The 16,838-nt window shown below is 69.8% G+C and carries 28 protein-coding genes; 24 read left to right on the top strand and 4 right to left on the bottom strand.

Annotated features, from left to right (window positions below):
• Positions 1-3 precede the first annotated feature (3 nt).
• From ACUP6Y_RS18245 to ACUP6Y_RS18230, 4 genes are read right to left on the bottom strand one after another with little or no spacing between them, the layout of a single operon-like run.
• Positions 4-975: an AAA family ATPase gene (locus ACUP6Y_RS18245; RefSeq protein WP_462552263.1), complete on the bottom strand. Its 972-nt coding sequence runs from the start codon at positions 973-975 to the stop codon at positions 4-6.
• On the bottom strand, positions 972-2,084 hold the full coding sequence (locus ACUP6Y_RS18240) for a DUF4350 domain-containing protein (protein WP_462552262.1): 1,113 nt from the start codon (positions 2,082-2,084) through the stop codon (positions 972-974). Before ACUP6Y_RS18240 ends, ACUP6Y_RS18245 begins: the two co-directional genes overlap by 4 nt.
• 11 nt (positions 2,085-2,095) lie before the next feature.
• Positions 2,096-2,728: a DUF4129 domain-containing protein gene (locus ACUP6Y_RS18235; protein ID WP_462552261.1), complete on the bottom strand. Its 633-nt coding sequence runs from the start codon at positions 2,726-2,728 to the stop codon at positions 2,096-2,098.
• Complete coding sequence (locus tag ACUP6Y_RS18230) at positions 2,725-3,864, bottom strand: hypothetical protein (RefSeq protein WP_462552260.1); 1,140 nt, start codon at positions 3,862-3,864, stop codon at positions 2,725-2,727. Before ACUP6Y_RS18230 ends, ACUP6Y_RS18235 begins: the two co-directional genes overlap by 4 nt.
• Positions 3,865-4,255: 391 nt before the next feature.
• Between ACUP6Y_RS18230 and rpsJ the strand changes: the two genes are divergently transcribed.
• The 24 genes from rpsJ to map all read left to right on the top strand — a co-directional run bounded on the left by rpsJ (position 4,256) and on the right by map (position 16,776).
• Complete coding sequence (gene rpsJ, locus ACUP6Y_RS18225; protein ID WP_007078637.1) at positions 4,256-4,564, top strand: 30S ribosomal protein S10; 309 nt, start codon at positions 4,256-4,258, stop codon at positions 4,562-4,564.
• A 21-nt stretch (positions 4,565-4,585) separates the two neighbouring features.
• Positions 4,586-5,236 carry a 50S ribosomal protein L3 gene (gene rplC, locus ACUP6Y_RS18220; RefSeq protein ID WP_462552259.1) on the top strand — a complete coding sequence of 217 codons (651 nt, stop codon included), beginning with the start codon at positions 4,586-4,588 and terminating at the stop codon, positions 5,234-5,236.
• Between the two features lie 5 nt (positions 5,237-5,241).
• Positions 5,242-5,880: a 50S ribosomal protein L4 gene (gene rplD / locus ACUP6Y_RS18215; protein ID WP_462552258.1), complete on the top strand. Its 639-nt coding sequence runs from the start codon at positions 5,242-5,244 to the stop codon at positions 5,878-5,880.
• Positions 5,880-6,185: a 50S ribosomal protein L23 gene (rplW, locus tag ACUP6Y_RS18210; RefSeq protein ID WP_462552257.1), complete on the top strand. Its 306-nt coding sequence runs from the start codon at positions 5,880-5,882 to the stop codon at positions 6,183-6,185. Before rplD ends, rplW begins: the two co-directional genes overlap by 1 nt.
• Positions 6,186-6,209: 24 nt before the next feature.
• Positions 6,210-7,046, top strand: coding sequence for a 50S ribosomal protein L2 (gene rplB / locus ACUP6Y_RS18205; RefSeq protein WP_141797579.1), 837 nt, complete (start codon positions 6,210-6,212; stop codon positions 7,044-7,046).
• A gap of 13 nt (positions 7,047-7,059) precedes the next feature.
• Entirely contained in the window at positions 7,060-7,341 is a 282-nt protein-coding gene (gene rpsS, locus ACUP6Y_RS18200) for a 30S ribosomal protein S19 (protein WP_139621517.1), read from the top strand.
• Entirely contained in the window at positions 7,338-7,760 is a 423-nt protein-coding gene (gene rplV, locus ACUP6Y_RS18195; protein WP_462552254.1) for a 50S ribosomal protein L22, read from the top strand. Before rpsS ends, rplV begins: the two co-directional genes overlap by 4 nt.
• Positions 7,760-8,596: a 30S ribosomal protein S3 gene (rpsC, locus tag ACUP6Y_RS18190; protein ID WP_462552252.1), complete on the top strand. Its 837-nt coding sequence runs from the start codon at positions 7,760-7,762 to the stop codon at positions 8,594-8,596. Before rplV ends, rpsC begins: the two co-directional genes overlap by 1 nt.
• A gap of 2 nt (positions 8,597-8,598) precedes the next feature.
• Entirely contained in the window at positions 8,599-9,018 is a 420-nt protein-coding gene (rplP, locus tag ACUP6Y_RS18185; RefSeq protein WP_139621514.1) for a 50S ribosomal protein L16, read from the top strand.
• Positions 9,018-9,254: a 50S ribosomal protein L29 gene (gene rpmC, locus ACUP6Y_RS18180; protein WP_462552250.1), complete on the top strand. Its 237-nt coding sequence runs from the start codon at positions 9,018-9,020 to the stop codon at positions 9,252-9,254. Before rplP ends, rpmC begins: the two co-directional genes overlap by 1 nt.
• Complete coding sequence (rpsQ, locus tag ACUP6Y_RS18175) at positions 9,254-9,547, top strand: 30S ribosomal protein S17 (protein WP_462552248.1); 294 nt, start codon at positions 9,254-9,256, stop codon at positions 9,545-9,547. Before rpmC ends, rpsQ begins: the two co-directional genes overlap by 1 nt.
• Positions 9,548-9,626: 79 nt before the next feature.
• Positions 9,627-9,995, top strand: coding sequence for a 50S ribosomal protein L14 (rplN, locus tag ACUP6Y_RS18170; RefSeq protein WP_141797584.1), 369 nt, complete (start codon positions 9,627-9,629; stop codon positions 9,993-9,995).
• Entirely contained in the window at positions 9,995-10,408 is a 414-nt protein-coding gene (rplX, locus tag ACUP6Y_RS18165; protein ID WP_462552246.1) for a 50S ribosomal protein L24, read from the top strand. Before rplN ends, rplX begins: the two co-directional genes overlap by 1 nt.
• A 1-nt stretch (position 10,409) precedes the next feature.
• Positions 10,410-10,979 (top strand): 50S ribosomal protein L5, encoded by a 570-nt coding sequence (rplE, locus tag ACUP6Y_RS18160; RefSeq protein ID WP_179727419.1) that lies wholly within the window; start codon positions 10,410-10,412, stop codon positions 10,977-10,979.
• Between the two features lies 1 nt (position 10,980).
• Positions 10,981-11,166: a type Z 30S ribosomal protein S14 gene (locus ACUP6Y_RS18155; RefSeq protein WP_011757321.1), complete on the top strand. Its 186-nt coding sequence runs from the start codon at positions 10,981-10,983 to the stop codon at positions 11,164-11,166.
• 68 nt (positions 11,167-11,234) lie between these two features.
• Positions 11,235-11,639: a 30S ribosomal protein S8 gene (gene rpsH, locus ACUP6Y_RS18150; protein WP_179727418.1), complete on the top strand. Its 405-nt coding sequence runs from the start codon at positions 11,235-11,237 to the stop codon at positions 11,637-11,639.
• A 22-nt stretch (positions 11,640-11,661) separates the two neighbouring features.
• Complete coding sequence (gene rplF / locus ACUP6Y_RS18145; protein WP_462552243.1) at positions 11,662-12,201, top strand: 50S ribosomal protein L6; 540 nt, start codon at positions 11,662-11,664, stop codon at positions 12,199-12,201.
• A gap of 2 nt (positions 12,202-12,203) precedes the next feature.
• Positions 12,204-12,587 carry a 50S ribosomal protein L18 gene (gene rplR / locus ACUP6Y_RS18140; protein ID WP_462552242.1) on the top strand — a complete coding sequence of 128 codons (384 nt, stop codon included), beginning with the start codon at positions 12,204-12,206 and terminating at the stop codon, positions 12,585-12,587.
• Positions 12,588-12,612: 25 nt separating this feature from the next.
• A complete protein-coding gene (gene rpsE, locus ACUP6Y_RS18135; protein WP_462552241.1) occupies positions 12,613-13,257 on the top strand; it encodes a 30S ribosomal protein S5 in 645 nt (214 codons plus the stop codon).
• On the top strand, positions 13,257-13,445 hold the full coding sequence (rpmD, locus tag ACUP6Y_RS18130) for a 50S ribosomal protein L30 (protein WP_136436430.1): 189 nt from the start codon (positions 13,257-13,259) through the stop codon (positions 13,443-13,445). Before rpsE ends, rpmD begins: the two co-directional genes overlap by 1 nt.
• Before the next feature lie 2 nt (positions 13,446-13,447).
• Positions 13,448-13,888 (top strand): 50S ribosomal protein L15, encoded by a 441-nt coding sequence (gene rplO / locus ACUP6Y_RS18125; protein WP_462552240.1) that lies wholly within the window; start codon positions 13,448-13,450, stop codon positions 13,886-13,888.
• Between the two features lie 161 nt (positions 13,889-14,049).
• The gene (gene secY, locus ACUP6Y_RS18120; RefSeq protein ID WP_462552238.1) at positions 14,050-15,363 is read left to right on the top strand and encodes a preprotein translocase subunit SecY; all 1,314 of its coding nucleotides are present in this window, start codon (positions 14,050-14,052) and stop codon (positions 15,361-15,363) included.
• Positions 15,360-15,935, top strand: coding sequence for an adenylate kinase (locus ACUP6Y_RS18115; RefSeq protein WP_462552236.1), 576 nt, complete (start codon positions 15,360-15,362; stop codon positions 15,933-15,935). Before secY ends, ACUP6Y_RS18115 begins: the two co-directional genes overlap by 4 nt.
• Before the next feature lies 1 nt (position 15,936).
• On the top strand, positions 15,937-16,776 hold the full coding sequence (gene map, locus ACUP6Y_RS18110) for a type I methionyl aminopeptidase (protein ID WP_462552234.1): 840 nt from the start codon (positions 15,937-15,939) through the stop codon (positions 16,774-16,776).
• Positions 16,777-16,838: the final 62 nt, after the last annotated feature.

The following is a 16,838-nucleotide window of genomic DNA, read 5'->3' as shown; positions in this document are numbered from 1 at the left end:
AGGTCAGCGCGGGACCGGGACGGACGCGATCGCGGACGCCAGCACCTGGGTGACGTCGACGCCGTCGAGCTCGGCCTCGGCGCGCACGCCGAGACGGTGGGCCAGGGACGCCTGCGCGAGCGCCTTCACGTCGTCGGGCGTCACGAAGTCGCGGCCCGACAGCCACGCCCACGCCCGCGCGGCCCGCAGCAGCGCGGTCGCGCCGCGCGGGCTCACGCCCAGCGACAGCGACGGGGACTGGCGGGTGGCGCGCGCGATGTCGACGATGTACGACGCCACCTCGGGCGAGACCTGCACCTTCCGCACCGCCGCCTGGCCGGCCTCGAGGTCGGCGACGCCGGCCACGGGGCGCACCCCGGCGCCGGCCACGTCGCGCGGGTCGAAGCCGGCGGCGTGCCGGGTGAGGATGGTGATCTCGTCCTCGCGCGGCGGCACGGGGAGCACGACCTTGAGCAGGAACCGGTCGAGCTGGGCCTCGGGCAGCGGGTAGGTGCCCTCGAACTCGACCGGGTTCTGGGTGGCGGCGACCAGGAACGGGCGCGGCAGCGGCCGGGTCACGCCGTCGGCCGACACCTGGCCCTCCTCCATCGCCTCCAGCAGTGCCGACTGGGTCTTCGGGGGCGTCCGGTTGATCTCGTCGGCGAGCAGCAGGTTGGTGAAGATCGGGCCCTCACGGAAGCTGAGCTCGCCGCCGCCGGCGGAGTCGATGACCAGCGAGCCCGTGATGTCGCCCGGCATCAGGTCGGGGGTGAACTGCACCCGGCGGGTCTGCACGTCGAGGCTCTGGGCCAAGGTGCGCACCAGCAGGGTCTTGGCCGTACCGGGCACGCCCTCCATCAGCACGTGGCCGCCGCAGAGCAGCGCGACGAGCAGCCCGGACACGGCCGCGTCCTGGCCGACCACGGCCTTGGCGACCTCCTGGCGCACGGCGAGCAGCCGTTCGCGGACGTCGGCCTCGTGGGTGGTCTGGGTCATGAGCGTCGTACCTCTCTCCTCAGTCGGGCCAGGTCCTGCGCGAGCCGGACCAGGTCCGGGTCGGTCGCCGGGGGCGGGTGGGCGTCGTCGAGCAGCGTGGCCACGGCCTCGACGGGGGCGTCGAGGTGGCGCGCGGCCGCCTCGATCACCGCCGGCGCCGGGGCGGCGCGGTCCAGCCGCAGCCGGTGGGCGATGTCGGCGCGGGCGGCGCGGCGCAGCGCGCGGGCGGCGTGGTCGCGGTCGCCGCTGCGGCGGTACATCCGGCCGCGGCTGCGCGCGGTCTCGACCGCGCGGACCACGACCGGCAGCGGCTCGGTCGAGAGCGGCCCGAGCCGGCGCACACGCCACAGCAGCAGCGCGAGGCCCGCGAGGGCCACGACCCACAGCGCGGGCCCGATCCACTCGGGCAGCAGGCTGCCGATCGTGACGGCGTCGTCGGAGACGGCGTCCGTCGCGTCGGGGACGTACCAGACCAGCCGCGGCTCCTGCCCGAGCAGCCGCAGCCCCACCGCCGCGTTGTCGGCGCGGGTGACCTGGTCGTTGGTCAGTGCCTGCCCGGCGCCGAACAGGACCAGCCCGCCGACGGTCCGCACCAGCGCCCGGTCGTCGACCGGGAAGCACCCCGCGCCGGTGTACGACGTCGCGCGGTCCACCTCGACGCGCAGTCCGTCGAGGTCGACGCCCGCGATGTCGCCGGGGCAGCGGGCGTCGACCGCGTGATCCTTGTCGGCGGACACGGTGAGCAGGCCCAGCTCGGCGTCGATCTGGTTGACGATCGCGAAGTCCGGCTCGACGAGCACGGTCCGCGCCGCCGCGGAGGCGTGGGCGCGCATCCGCTCGAGCGTGCTCGCCGCCAGCTGCTCGGTGCCGCTCACCACGACCGTGGTCTCGTCGTCGACCGTCGCCTCGTCGAACGCGTCGGCCGAGCGGGCGATGGTGACGTCGACGCCCTGATCGGCCAGCACCTCGGCCAGCGCCTGGGCGCCGTCGGGGCCCGGGTTGCGCGGGTCGGCGTCGCCCGGGTACTTCTCCGCGCCGCGCGTGGTCCATACCGCCACCAGCAGCGCGAGCACGATGGCCGCCGCGACCGCGAGCTGCGTCCGTGACACCCGCACCCGGGTCATCGGCGCACCGCCCGGCCGGCCAGGGCGTCGTCGAGCGCCAGCAGCTCGGCGGCCTGCGCGGTCGTGGCCGGCCGCTCGCCGTAGAGCACGCCGTCGAAGAGGTCGGCGCCGCGCAGCACTGCCCCGCGGTGCTCGGGGAAGACGGCCACCAGCGCGTCGGCCAGCTCGTGGGCCGTGGCCTGGGGCAGGTCCTCGATCCGGCCGCGCTCGACCTGCCGCACCGCCGCCGCTCGGTAGGCGTCGACCAGGGCCGCCGCGACGTCGCCGGCGGCCAGCGCCGCCTCGGCCCGGGCCCGCAGCTGCTCGGCGCTCACCACCTCGTCGGTGAGGGCGGGGGCGTGCGCGACCCGGCCGGTCGCCGTACGACGGGCGCGGCTGGCCAGGAACAGCACGCCGGCCACGATCAGCAGCACGACCAGGATCGCGGCCGCCGTGGCCAGCCCCGAGGACCCGGAGGCGGCGTCGACCGTGCTGGAGATCAGCCGGTCGAGCCAGCGGGTGAGCCGGCCGACGACGTCGTCTTGGTAGTACTCGGGCCGGACCAGCTCGCGGCGCAGCTGGCGACGCGCCTCGTCGCCACTCGGGTCGAGCGGCGGGTCGAGGCGGACGAGAGCGAGCGCCGGGATCATGCGGGGACGATCCCCGCCTCCCGCATCAGCTCCACGTCGAAGGCCTCCTTGCGCATCCGGAGGTCGACGTACTGCACCGACGTGACGGCCGCGAGGAACGGCGCGACGAAGGCGTTCTGGATGACCAGCGCCACGGCCTGGGTCAGGATCAGCGCGAGCACGGCGTACTCCGGCACCGCCAGCGCCACGATGTTGCCGACGATGCTGACCGGGAACGACAGCAGGCCGCCGGCGAACTGGGCGATCAGCATCGTGAGCAGCGCGATGCCGAACGTGCGCCAGAACTGCCGCGCGCTCAGCTGCCAGCCGCGCCCGATCGCGCCGAAGACGCCGACCGGCTCCAGCATCAGTGCCGGCACCGGCAGGTAGTAGTAGCGGATCCACAGCCAGCAGCACAGCGCGACGAACGCCGGGACGCTCACCAGGCCCCACGCCACGACCGGCCACGGACCGCTGCTGAGCTCGACGACGACCACCCACAGCAGCGCGTAGACCACGAGCATCGCCAGGAAGGTCAGGTTGAGGATCAAGGTAAGCCCGAGCAGGCGCCAGCGCTTCCCGCGGGTCGCCGCCCATGCCTCGGCGAGCCCGAGCCGGCGGCCGACCGCCGCGGCCCGGGTCACGTGGGCGACCATGCCGGTCACGAACACCACGCCGACCTGGGCGATCGCCACCGACAGCAGCAGCGAGCCGTAGGCCGCCAGCGTGCCGAGCAGCTCGGCCACCGAGGCGTCCGGGTCGACCTCGCCCGAAGCGTCGGCCGCGATCCCGATCGTCAGCGAGATCACCAGGGTCACCAGCACCGGGATCAGCATGGCCACGGCCGTGACCATCACCGCGGCGCCGACGGTGGCCTTCGGGTTGAACCGGATGATCCGGAACGCGGCGTCGTAGATGTTGCCGAGGTTGAGCGGGCGCAGGGGGAGCGCGCCGGGCTTGTGGGCCGCGCCGAGCATCAGCCCGGCCGCGGGACCGGGCCCCGGACCGGTCGGGTACGGCGCCCAGCCGGTCGTCGGCGCCGCTGCCGGAGCCGCTCCCGGCGGCGGGAACGACGGCCCGGCGGCGCCGGGCGGGACCGGGTCGGCCGGCGCCGGCGCACCCGGGGGCGGGTACTGCTGCGAGGGCCCGTCGGTCATGCGGCTCATCCTTGCATCCGGGTCCTGCGGAAAACCGGGGGAGACGCCGTCGCGAAGGCAGCGGCCTTCGCAATTTGGTGCGCCCCGCGAACTCTGCCAAGATGTTCCGGTTGCCCCGGACAGGTCGTCGGGGTGCGCGCCAGTCTTGACTACTGAATCGTGTCTCCCCTGCGGAGTGGTCGGCCCTGCCGATCCGAGCCGCGTGGAGCGTGTGCCGGTCGTCGACATCAGCTCGCACCGCACGCCCGGGAGGCCCGAGGCAGCCAAGAACAACAGCTCCACTTCCCCGAGGGAAGACGTGTGTGCCTGAAGCAAGGTGCGACACGCCCGACCGCGGGGGTCGGAGCTGAAGGACCCAGAGTCGTACGACGAGTAAGGACGAGAGAGACCTATGGCGGGACAGAAGATCCGCATCAGGCTCAAGGCCTATGACCACGAGGTGATCGACACCTCGGCGCGCAAGATCGTGGACACGGTCACCCGGACGGGTGCGAAGGTCGCCGGCCCGGTGCCGCTGCCGACCGAGAAGAACGTCTTCTGTGTCATCCGCTCGCCGCACAAGTACAAGGACTCGCGCGAGCACTTCGAGATGCGCACCCACAAGCGGCTCATCGACATCATCGACCCCACGCCGAAGACGGTCGACAGCCTCATGCGCCTCGACCTGCCGGCCGGTGTCGACATCGAGATCAAGCTCTAGGTCGGGGGAGATCGAGACATTATGACCATCGAGCGCAACGTGAAGGGCCTGCTGGGCACCAAGCTCGGCATGACCCAGCTCTGGGACGAGAACAACCGGGTCATCCCGGTCACCGTGGTCGCCGCCGGCACCAACGTCGTGACCCAGGTCCGCCAGCCCCAGCCCGATGGCTACAACGCCATCCAGATCGGCTTCGGCGAGATCGAGGGCCGCAAGGTCAACAAGCCGCAGGCGGGTCACTTCGCCAAGGCCGGTACGACCCCGCGCCGTCACGTCGTCGAGATCCGCACCGCGGACGCCAGCGAGTACACCGTCGGCCAGGAGCTCCCCGTCGACACGTTCGAGGCCGGCCAGGTCATCGACGTGACCGGCACCAGCAAGGGCAAGGGCTTCGCCGGTGTCATGAAGCGTCACGGCTTCGCCGGCGTCAGCGCCTCCCACGGTGCCCACCGCAACCACCGCAAGCCGGGCTCGATCGGCGCGTGCGCCACCCCCGGCCGCGTGTTCAAGGGTCTGCGCATGGCCGGCCGGATGGGTACCGACACCGTCACCACCCAGAACGTCACCGTCCACGCCGTCGACGTCGAGAAGGGCATCGTCCTGATCAAGGGCGCCGTTCCTGGCCCCAAGGGCGGCCTCGTCGTTCTCCGCACGGCTGCGAAGAAGGGCTGAGCACCGTGAATGATGCCGCGAAGACCGTTTCCGTCGTCTCTGTCGACCTGCCCGCCGAGATCTTCGGTGTCGAGGTCAACATCCCGCTGATCCACCAGGTCGTCGTCGCCCAGCAGGCGGCTGCGCGTCAGGGCACCCACGCCACCAAGCGTCGCGGCGAGGTCCGCGGCGGTGGCAAGAAGCCCTACAAGCAGAAGGGCACCGGCCGCGCCCGCCAGGGCTCGACCCGGGCGCCGCAGTTCGCCGGCGGTGGCGTCGTCCACGGCCCGCAGCCGCGTGACTACAGCCAGCGCACCCCCAAGAAGATGAAGGCCGCCGCCCTGCGCAGCGCCCTCTCCGACCGGGCCCGCAACGAGCGGATCCACGTCGTCGAGGGTCTCGTCGCGGGCGACAAGCCGTCGACCAAGGCCGCGCTCGCCTCGCTCTTCGAGCTGACCACCCGCCGCAAGTTCCTCGTCGTGCTGGAGCGCGCCGACAGCCTCACCTGGCTCTCGCTGCGCAACGCGCCCGAGGTGCACATCGTGGCGGTCGACCAGCTCAACACCCGCGACGTCCTCGTGAGCGACGACGTGGTGTTCAGCAAGGCCGCGTTCGACCGCCTCGTCGGTGGCAACGACACGGGCGCCGAGGAGGAGAGCAACTGATGAGCACCCTGCACAAGGACCACCGCGACGTCCTGATCGCGCCCGTGGTGTCGGAGAAGAGCTACAGCCTCCTCGACGCCAACAAGTACACCTTCCTGGTGCACCCGGACGCCAACAAGACCGAGATCAAGATCGCCGTGGAGAAGATCTTCGGCGTCAAGGTCACTGGCGTGAACACGCTCAACCGTCCGGGCAAGGTCCGCCGCACCCGCAACGGCCTCGGCAAGCGCAAAGACACCAAGCGCGCCATCGTGAGCCTGGCCGACGGTCACCGCATCGACATCTTCGGAGGTCCGGTCTCCTGACCGGGCCAGGTAGAGGAATCTGACATGGCTATCCGCAAGTACAAGCCGACCACCCCGGGCCGTCGTGGCTCCTCGGTGGCCGACTTCGCCGAGATCACCCGGACCACGCCCGAGAAGTCGCTGACCCGCCCGCTGCCCAAGAAGGGCGGTCGCAACAACCAGGGCCGGATCACCACGCGGCACCACGGTGGCGGTCACAAGCGTGCCTACCGCATCATCGACTTCCGTCGCTACGACAAGGACGGCGTGCCGGCCAAGGTCGCCCACATCGAGTACGACCCGAACCGCACCGCGCGCATCGCGCTGCTGCACTACGCCGACGGCGAGAAGCGCTACATCGTGGCGCCGAAGGACCTGACGCAGGGCATGCGGGTCGAGTCGGGCGTCGGCGCCGACATCAAGCCGGGCAACAACCTGCCGCTGCGCAACATCCCCGTCGGTACGACGATCCACTGTGTGGAGCTGCGTCCCGGCGGCGGCGCCAAGCTGGCCCGCTCGGCCGGCAACAGCGCGCAGCTCGTCGCCCGTGAGGGCTCGCGTGCCACCCTGCGTCTGCCCTCGGGCGAGATGCGCTACGTCGACGTGCGCTGCCGCGCCACGATCGGCGAGGTCGGCAACGCCGAGCAGTCGAACATCAACTGGGGCAAGGCCGGCCGGATGCGCTGGAAGGGCAAGCGCCCGACCGTCCGTGGTGTGGTCATGAACCCGGTCGACCACCCGCACGGTGGTGGTGAGGGCAAGACGTCCGGTGGTCGTCACCCGGTCTCGCCGTGGGGCAAGCCCGAGGGCCGTACGCGCAAGCGCAAGGCCAGCGACTCCCAGATCATCCGACGCCGCAAGTCCGGCAAGAACAAGCGCTGAAGGAACGTCAGAGATGCCTCGCAGCCTGAAGAAGGGCCCCTTCGTCGACGGCCACCTGCTCAAGAAGGTGGACGCCGAGAACGAGAAGGGCACCCACAACGTCATCAAGACCTGGTCGCGCCGGTCGATGATCATCCCCTCGATGATCGGCCACACCATCGCGGTCCACGACGGTCGCAAGCACGTCCCGGTCTTCGTGTCCGACTCCATGGTCGGCCACAAGCTCGGTGAGTTCGCGCCGACCCGCACCTACCGCGGCCACGTCAAGGAAGACCGGAAGGGACGCCGTCGATGAGCACCACTGAGCGTCACCGCACCAGCGCGCGTCGCGAGTCGCTGCTGGGCGACGAGCCCGGCGCCTTCGCGACCGCCCGCTTCGTGCGGATCACCCCGATGAAGGCGCGCCGTGTCATCGACCTGGTCCGCGGTCTGCCCGCCGACGAGGCGCTGACCCTGCTGCAGTTCGCGCCGCAGTCGGCCTCCGAGACCGTCTCCAAGGTGCTGCAGAGCGCCGTCGCGAACGCCGCGACCACCGAGGGCCTGGCCACCGGTGACCTGGTCGTCTCGGTCGCGCGGGTCGACGAGGGTCCGACGATGAAGCGCTGGCGTCCGCGTGCGCAGGGCCGGGCCACCCGGATCAACAAGCGCACCAGCCACATCACCATCGCGGTCCAGCCGGCCGACGTCGTCTCGGGGAAGAAGGGCAAGAAGTAATGGGCCAGAAGATCAACCCGAACGGCTTCCGCCTCGGCATCTCGACCGACCACAAGTCGCGTTGGTACGCCGACAAGCTGTACAAGTCCTACGTCGGCGAGGACGTCGCGATCCGCAAGCTGCTCAGCAAGGGCATGGAGCGGGCCGGCATCGCCAAGGTCGAGATCGAGCGCACCCGAGACCGGGTCCGCGTGGACATCCACACCGCGCGGCCGGGCATCGTCATCGGTCGCCGTGGCGCCGAGGCCGACCGGATCCGCGGCGAGCTCGAGAAGCTCACCGGCAAGCAGGTCCAGCTGAACATCCTCGAGGTCAAGAACCCCGAGATCGACGCGCAGCTGGTCGCGCAGGGTGTCGCCGAGCAGCTGTCGGGCCGCGTGCAGTTCCGCCGCGCGATGCGCAAGGCCATGCAGACCTCGATGCGCTCCGGTGCCAAGGGCATCCGGATCCAGTGCTCGGGCCGCCTCAACGGCGCCGAGATGTCGCGCACCGAGTTCTACCGCGAGGGCCGCGTCCCGCTGCACACGCTGCGTGCCGACATCGACTACGGCTTCTACGAGGCCCGCACGACCTTCGGCCGGATCGGCGTGAAGGTCTGGATCTACAAGGGCGAGGTCGCCGGCACCCGTGCCGAGCGCCAGGCCCAGGCTGCCGCCCGCGCCGGCGTCCCCGGTCGCGGTGGCCGCCCCAGCCGTGGTGGCGACCGGCCGACCCGTGGGTCGCGCGGCGACCGCCCGAACCGCTCGGACCGCAACGCCGAGGCTGCCGCTCCCGCCGCGGAGAGCAGCCCGGAGGCCGCGCCGGCTGCCGAGCCCAGCACCGGAACGGAGTCCTGACCATGTTGATGCCGCGTCGCGTCAAGCACCGCAAGCAGCACCACCCCAAGCGGTCGGGTGCTGCCAAGGGCGGTACGTCGCTCGCGTTCGGTGACTTCGGTATCCAGGCGCTGGAGGGTGCGTACGTCACCAACCGGCAGATCGAGTCGGCCCGTATCGCGATGACCCGTCACATCAAGCGTGGCGGAAAGGTCTGGATCAACATCTACCCGGACCGCCCGCTCACCAAGAAGCCCGCCGAGACCCGCATGGGCTCCGGCAAGGGCTCGCCCGAGTGGTGGGTCGCCAACGTCAAGCCCGGCCGCGTCATGTTCGAGCTCTCCGGCGTCCCGGAGGACATCGCCCGTGAGGCCATGCGCCGTGCGATCCACAAGCTGCCCATGAAGGCCCGTTTCATCACGCGAGAGGCCGGTGAGTTCTGATGGCGAGCGTCATCCGCGCCCACGAGCTGGACGAGCTCAACGACGTCGACCTCGAGGCCAAGCTGCGCGAGGCCAAGGAGGAGCTGTTCAACCTCCGCTTCCAGGCGGCCACCGGCCAGCTCGAGAGCCACGGTCGGCTGCGCACGGTCAAGAAGGACATCGCCCGGATCTACACCGTGGTGCGTGAGCGCGAGCTCGGCATCCGGACCGCCCCGGGAACGGAAGAGGAGAACTGATGAGCACTGAGTCCAACGGCTCCGCGTCCAACGAGACCACTCAGCGCAACGCCCGCAAGACCCGCGAGGGCCTCGTGGTCAGCGACAAGATGGACAAGACCGTGGTCGTGTCCGTCGAGGACCGCGTCAAGCACGCCCTGTACGGCAAGGTCATGCGCCGCAACACGCGGCTCAAGGCCCACGACGAGCAGAACGACTGCGGCGTCGGCGACCGTGTCCTCATCATGGAGACCCGCCCGCTGTCGGCCACCAAGCGCTGGCGCGTGGTGGAGATCCTCGAGCGCGCCAAGTAGTCCACACGTTCGGCCAGGCTCAGCCCACTCTCGTCATGGGTGAGGCTCTGAGAACCGGCACGACAACCAGGAGAAATCGATGATTCAGCAGGAGTCGCGACTCAAGGTCGCCGACAACACCGGTGCCAAGGAGATCCTTTGCATCCGCGTGCTCGGCGGCTCCGGTCGTCGCTACGCCGGGATCGGCGACGTCATCGTCGCCACCGTCAAGGACGCCATTCCCGGCGGCAACGTCAAGAAGGGCGAGGTCGTCAAGGCCGTCGTCGTGCGCACCGTCAAGGAGCGCCGCCGCCCCGACGGCTCGTACATCCGCTTCGACGAGAACGCGGCGGTGATCCTCAAGAACGACGGCGAGCCGCGCGGCACCCGCATCTTCGGCCCCGTGGGCCGTGAGCTGCGGGAGAAGAAGTTCATGAAGATCATCTCGCTCGCGCCGGAGGTGCTGTGATGGCCAGCAAGTTCATTCGCAGCGCTCGCAAGAAGTCCGAGCAGAACCGCAAGAAGCCCCACCTGCGCGTCAAGAAGGGCGACACCGTCAAGGTCATCGCCGGCAAGGACAAGGGCGCCGAGGGCAAGATCATCAAGGTCCTCCGTGAGGAGGAGCGCGTGATCGTCGAGGGTGTCAACCGGATCAAGAAGCACACCAAGGTCGTCGACCAGGGTGGGCGCTCCGGCAACACCGGCGGCATCATCACCACCGAGGCCCCGATCCACGTGTCCAACGTGATGCTGGTCGAGGGCGACGGCGTGACCAAGGTCGGCTACAAGCGGGTCGACGTCACCAAGCGCCGCCCCGACGGCTCCGAGTACAGCTCGACGCGCAGCGTGCGCGTCTCCCGCAAGACCGGGAAGGAGATCTGAGATGAGCGAGACCACCATCGAGAAGGTCACCCCTCGGCTCAAGACCAAGTACCGCGAGGAGATCCTCCCGGCGCTCAAGTCCGAGTTCGAGATCGCCAACGTCATGCAGGTCCCCGGTCTGGTCAAGATCGTGGTCAACATGGGTGTCGGCGAGGCCGCCCGCGACTCGAAGCTGATCGAGGGCGCGATCCGCGACCTGACCGCGATCACCGGCCAGAAGCCGGCCGTGACCAAGGCGCGCAAGTCCATCGCCCAGTTCAAGCTGCGCGAGGGCATGCCGATCGGCACGCACGTCACCCTGCGGGGTGACCGGATGTGGGAGTTCCTCGACCGCCTGCTGGCGCTCGCCCTCCCGCGCATCCGCGACTTCCGCGGTCTCTCGCCCAAGCAGTTCGACGGCCGCGGCAACTACACGTTCGGCCTGACCGAGCAGGTCATGTTCCACGAGATCGACCAGGACAAGGTCGACCGCCAGCGGGGCATGGACATCACCATCGTCACCACGGCGACCAACGACGAGCAGGGGCGCGCGCTGCTGAAGCAGCTCGGCTTCCCGTTCAAGGAGAACTGACATGGCGAAGACTGCGCTCAAGGTCAAGGCGGCTCGCAAGCCCAAGTTCGCGGTGCGCGGCTACACCCGCTGCCAGCGGTGCGGCCGGCCCAAGGCGGTCTACCGCAAGTTCGGCCTGTGCCGGATCTGCCTGCGGGAGATGGCCCACCGCGGCGAGCTGCCCGGCGTCACCAAGTCGAGCTGGTAACACCCAACCGTTGCAGGTCCACTCGCCCGAGTAGCTGAGTGGAAACCACAGCAGAAAGAACACACATCATGACGATGACTGACCCGATCGCAGACATGCTCACGCGTCTGCGCAACGCCAACCAGGCGTACCACGACGCGGTGACCATGCCGTACAGCAAGCTCAAGGAAGGCGTCGCGGAGATCCTCAAGCAGGAGGGCTACATCACCTCCTACGCCGTCGCCGACAACGAGAACGGCGTCGGCAAGCTGCTGACCGTGACCCTCAAGTACGGCCGCAACCGTGAGCGCTCGCTCGCCGGCGTGCGTCGCATCAGCAAGCCCGGCCTGCGGGTGTACGCCAAGCACACCGGTCTGCCGAAGGTTCTTGGCGGCCTGGGCGTGGCGATCATCTCGACCAGCCAGGGTCTGCTGACCGACCGCCAGGCCAACCAGAAGGGCGTGGGTGGGGAAGTCCTCGCCTACGTCTGGTGACAAGGGAAGGAGAGAGAAGAACATGTCGCGCATCGGCAAGCTCCCCGTCCCGGTCCCCGCGGGCGTCGACGTCCAGGTGGACGGCCCCGTCGTCACGGTGAAGGGCCCCAAGGGCACCCTGAGCCACACCGTGGTCGCCCCGATCACGGTCGAGAAGGGCGAGGGCGTCCTCGACGTCAAGCGCCCCGACGACGAGCGCCAGTCCAAGGCCTACCACGGCCTGTCCCGGACGCTCATCAACAACATGGTCGTCGGTGTCACCGAGGGCTACGAGAAGAAGCTCGAGATCGTGGGCGTCGGCTACCGCGTCCTGTCCAAGGGCCCGACCCAGCTGGAGTTCCAGCTCGGCTACTCGCACCCGATCATCTTCGACGCCCCCGAGGGCATCACCTTCACGGTGGACGGCCCGACCAGGCTCGGCGTCGTCGGCATCGACAAGCAGCTGGTCGGCGAGGTCGCCGCCAACATCCGCAAGCTCCGCAAGCCCGAGCCCTACAAGGGCAAGGGCGTCCGTTACGCCGGCGAGCAGGTCCGTCGCAAGGTCGGAAAGGCTGGTAAGTGACCATGGCGATCACCCTCAAGCACCAGCGGAACCTCTCGGCTCGCGCCAGCTCCAAGCTGCGCCGCCAGATCCGCGGTCGCAAGAAGATCTCCGGCACCGCCGCGCGTCCGCGGCTGGTGGTCACGAGGTCGAGCAAGCACATCACCGCCCAGGTCGTCGACGACCTCGTCGGCAAGACGCTCGTGTCGGCCTCGTCTCTCGAGGGCGACCTGCGCGCCTTCGACGGCGACAAGACGGCCAAGGCGAAGAAGGTCGGCGAGCTCGTCGCCGCCCGCGCCAAGGAGCAGGGCGTCGAGTCGGTCGTCTTCGACCGGTCCGGCAACAAGTATCACGGTCGCATCGCGGCCCTGGCAGACGGCGCCCGCGAGGGCGGCCTGACCTTCTGACCGCGAACAGGACTGAGGAGAGATCATGAGCGGACCCCAGCGCGGACAGCGTTCGGGCGGCGACCGTGGCGGCCGTGGTGGCCGCGACGGCGGTCGCGGCGGTGCCGAGAAGAGCCAGTACGTCGAGCGCGTCGTCGCCATCAACCGCGTCGCCAAGGTCGTGAAGGGCGGTCGTCGCTTCAGCTTCACCGCCCTGGTGATCGTCGGTGACGGCGACGGCCTGGTGGGCGTCGGCTACGGCAAGGCCAAGGAAGTTCCCGCGGCGATCGCCAAGGGCGTCGAGGAGGCGAAGAAGAACTTCTTCCGCGTCCCCCGCGTCCAGGGCACGATCCCGCACCCGGTCCAGGGCGAGAAGGCCGCCGGCGTGGTGTTCCTGCGCCCGGCCGCTCCCGGTACCGGTGTGATCGCAGGTGGCCCGGTGCGCGCGGTTCTCGAGTGCGCCGGCATCCACGACGTGCTCAGCAAGTCGCTGGGCTCGTCCAACCAGATCAACATCGTGCATGCGACCGTCGCGGCGCTCCAGATGCTGGAGCAGCCCGAGTCGGTGGCCGCGCGTCGTGGTCTGCCGGTCGAGCACGTCGCCCCGGCGGCGCTGCTCAAGGCCAAGGCCGAGGGCGAGGCCGCTGCGGCTGCCGCCAAGACCTCGGCTCCCGAGGCGGTGTCGCTCTGATGGCACAGCTGAAGGTCCAGCAGACCAAGTCGAAGATCGGCACCAAGGCCAACCAGCGCGAGACGCTGCGCAGCCTCGGCCTCAAGCGGATCGGCGACGTCGTGATCAAGGAGGACCGTCCCGAGATCCGGGGCATGGTCCACACCGTCCGTCACCTGGTGACGGTCGAGGTCGTCGGAGGCGAGTGACTATGACGCTCAAGCTGCACCACCTGCGCCCGGCGCCGGGTGCGAAGACCGCCAAGACCCGCGTGGGTCGTGGTGAGGGCTCCAAGGGCAAGACCGCCGGTCGTGGCACGAAGGGCACCAAGGCCCGCTACCAGGTCCCGGTCGCGTTCGAGGGTGGCCAGATGCCGCTGCACATGCGGCTGCCGAAGCTCAAGGGCTTCAAGAACCCCTTCAAGGTGACCTTCCAGGTCGTCAACCTCGACCGGATCAGCGCGCTGTTCCCCGAGGGCGGCGACGTCACCCCGGAGACGCTGGTCGCCAAGGGCGCCGTCCGCAAGGGCGAGCCGGTCAAGGTGCTCGGCCAGGGTGACCTGACGGTCAAGGTGTCGGTGAGCGCGAACGCGTTCTCCACCTCGGCCAAGGAGAAGATCGAGAGCGCCGGCGGGACCGTCACGGTCCTGTGATGGCGCTGCGAGGGGCGCGTCGGTCCTGGGTGTCAGCCCGGGGGCCCGTCGCGCCCCTCGCGTCGTCTCCACGGCCTGCCGGGCGTACCCGCTGGCGGCTGTGTGTCCCCTGTTAGGCTTCCCGCTGGCCACAAGGCCAGCGATGAGAGAAGAGGACCCGCGTGCTCACCGCGTTCGTGAACGCCTTCCGGACCCCGGACCTGCGGCGCAAGCTGCTGTTCGTCCTGTTGATCATCGTCATCTTCAGGGCCGGTTCCCAGATCCCGGCACCCGGTGTGCATGTCTCCAACGTGGAGAAGTGCATCAAGGTGGTCGAGGAAGGCAGCAACGCCAGCCTCTACAGCCTGGTCAACCTGTTCTCCGGTGGCGCGCTCCTCCAGCTGACGGTCTTCGCGCTCGGCATCATGCCGTACATCACCGCGAGCATCATCTTGCAGCTGCTCGTCGTGGTGATCCCGCGGCTCGAGGCCCTCAAGAAGGAGGGCCAGGCCGGTCAGACGAAGATCACGCAGTACACCCGCTACCTCACCCTGGGCCTCGCGGTCCTGCAGGCCACCGGCATCGTCGCGCTCGCGCGCACCGGCAACCTGCTGCAGGGCTGTGACAGTTCGCAGTACCCGTTGCTCCACAGCAACGACACCAAGACCTTCCTCGTCATGGTCGTGACCATGACCGCCGGCACGGCCGTCATCATGTGGCTCGGCGAGCTGATCACCGAGCGCGGCGTCGGCAACGGCATGTCGATCCTGATCTTCACCCAGGTGGTCGCGACCTTCCCGACCGCGCTGTGGCAGGTCAAGATCAGCCAGGGCTGGTGGACCTTCGGCGTCGTGGTCGCGATCGGCCTGGTGCTGGTGGCCGCGGTCATCTTCATCGAGCAGGCACAGCGCCGGATCCCGGTGCAGTACGCCCGCCGGATGGTGGGTCGCAAGATGTTCGGCGGCAGCTCGACGTACATCCCGCTCAAGGTCAACCAGGCCGGCATCATCCCGGTCATCTTCGCCTCGTCGCTGCTCTACCTGCCGGCGATGGCGGTCCAGTTCAACCAGGAGAACCCCAACCAGATCATCCGGTGGGTCAACGAGTACCTCGTCGACCAGGGCCACCCGATCCACATGGCGGCATACTTCCTGCTGATCATCTTCTTCACCTACTTCTACGTGTCGATCACCTTCAACCCGCAAGAGGTGGCCGACAACATGAAGAAGTACGGCGGCTTCATCCCCGGGATCCGGGCGGGCAAGCCGACCCAGGACTACCTGTCCTACGTCCTGTCCCGCATCACGCTGCCGGGGGCTCTCTACCTGGGTCTGATCTCGCTCGTACCGCTGATCGCGTTCGTGCTGATCAACGCCAACCAGAACTTCCCGTTCGGTGGCACGTCCATCCTGATCATGGTCGGCGTCGCGCTCGACACGGTGAAGCAGATCGAGAGCCAGCTCCAGCAGCGCAACTACGAAGGATTCCTGCGTTGAGGCTTCTGATCATGGGCCCGCCGGGTGCCGGCAAGGGCACCCAGGCGAAGGCCGTCGCCGAGCACTTCGGCGTCCCGGCCATCTCCACCGGCGACATCTTCCGCGCGAACGTCGGGCAGGGCACCCCGCTCGGCGTCGAGGCGAAGCGCTACATGGACGCCGGCGAGTACGTCCCCGACGAGGTCACCAACAACATGGTGCGCGACCGGATCGCCGAGCCGGACGCCGACAAGGGCTTCCTGCTCGACGGCTACCCGCGCACCCTGGCGCAGGTCACCGAGCTCGACAGCATGATCGGCGCGACCGGCCACCGGCTCGACGCCGTGCTCTGCCTGACCGTCGACCAGGAGGCGGTCGTCGGCCGGCTGCTGAAGCGGGCCGAGATCGAGGGGCGTGCCGACGACACCGAGGACGTCATCCGGCGCCGCCTCGAGGTCTACGCCGAGGAGACCGAGCCGCTGATCGCGGTCTACGCCGAGCGGGGTCTGGTGGTCTCGGTCGACGGCATGGGCGAGATCGACCAGGTCCAGCAGCGGATCTTCGACGCGCTGGACTCCGTGCCACAGTCCTGACGTGTTCTTCGACCAGCACCGGATCGAGCTCAAGACGCCGGAGCAGGTCCGCGTGATGCGGGCGGCCGGCCTGGTGGTCGGTCGCACGCTCGCGCTGCTGCGTGAGGCGGTCCGTCCCGGAGTCACGACCGCCGAGCTGGACGCGCTCGCGGAGCGGACCATCCGCGACCAGGGTGCGGTCCCGTCCTTCCTCGGGTACGGCGAGCCGCCGTTCCCGGCGAGCATCTGCGCCTCCGTCAACGACGAGGTGGTCCACGGCGTCCCCGGGCCCCGGGTGCTGGCCGAGGGCGACGCGATCTCCATCGACTGCGGCGCGATCGTCTTCGACGACTCCGGCCAGGGCTGGCACGGCGACGCCGCGGTCACGGTGGCCGTCGGCGCCGTGCGCGACGAGGTGGCCGAGCTGATGCGGGTCACCGAGGAGGCGCTGTGGCGCGGCCTGGCCGCGGCCCGCGTCGGCGGCCGGGTCGGCGACATCTCGCACGCCGTGGCGGCGTACGTCCGCGGCCAGGGGGACTACGGCATCGTCGACGGCTACACCGGCCACGGCATCGGCACCGCGATGCACATGGAGCCCGACGTGCCCAACGAGGGTCGCGCCGGCCGCGGGCCGCGACTGCGCCGGGGCACCGCGCTGGCCGTCGAGCCGATGGTCACCCTCGGCACCCACGACAGCGACGTGGCCGCCGACGAGTGGACCGTCGTCACAACCGACGGCAGCTGGGCGGCGCACTACGAGCACAGCTTCGCGCTGACCGAGAACGGCGTGTGGGTGCTCACCGCCGAGGACGGCGGCCGGGCCCGGCTCGAGGCACTCGGCGTGCCCTACGGCGGCGAGTGACGGCGCGTCGCCCTGCCTGTTCCCAGATCTGATACCGGTGTCCGTGATCTAGGCAACTCCTG

It is taken from the genome of Nocardioides sp. S5-5, assembly GCF_054954065.1.
Note: the sequence above shows the minus strand (reverse complement) of the source record. Positions and strands in the feature narration are given on the sequence as shown.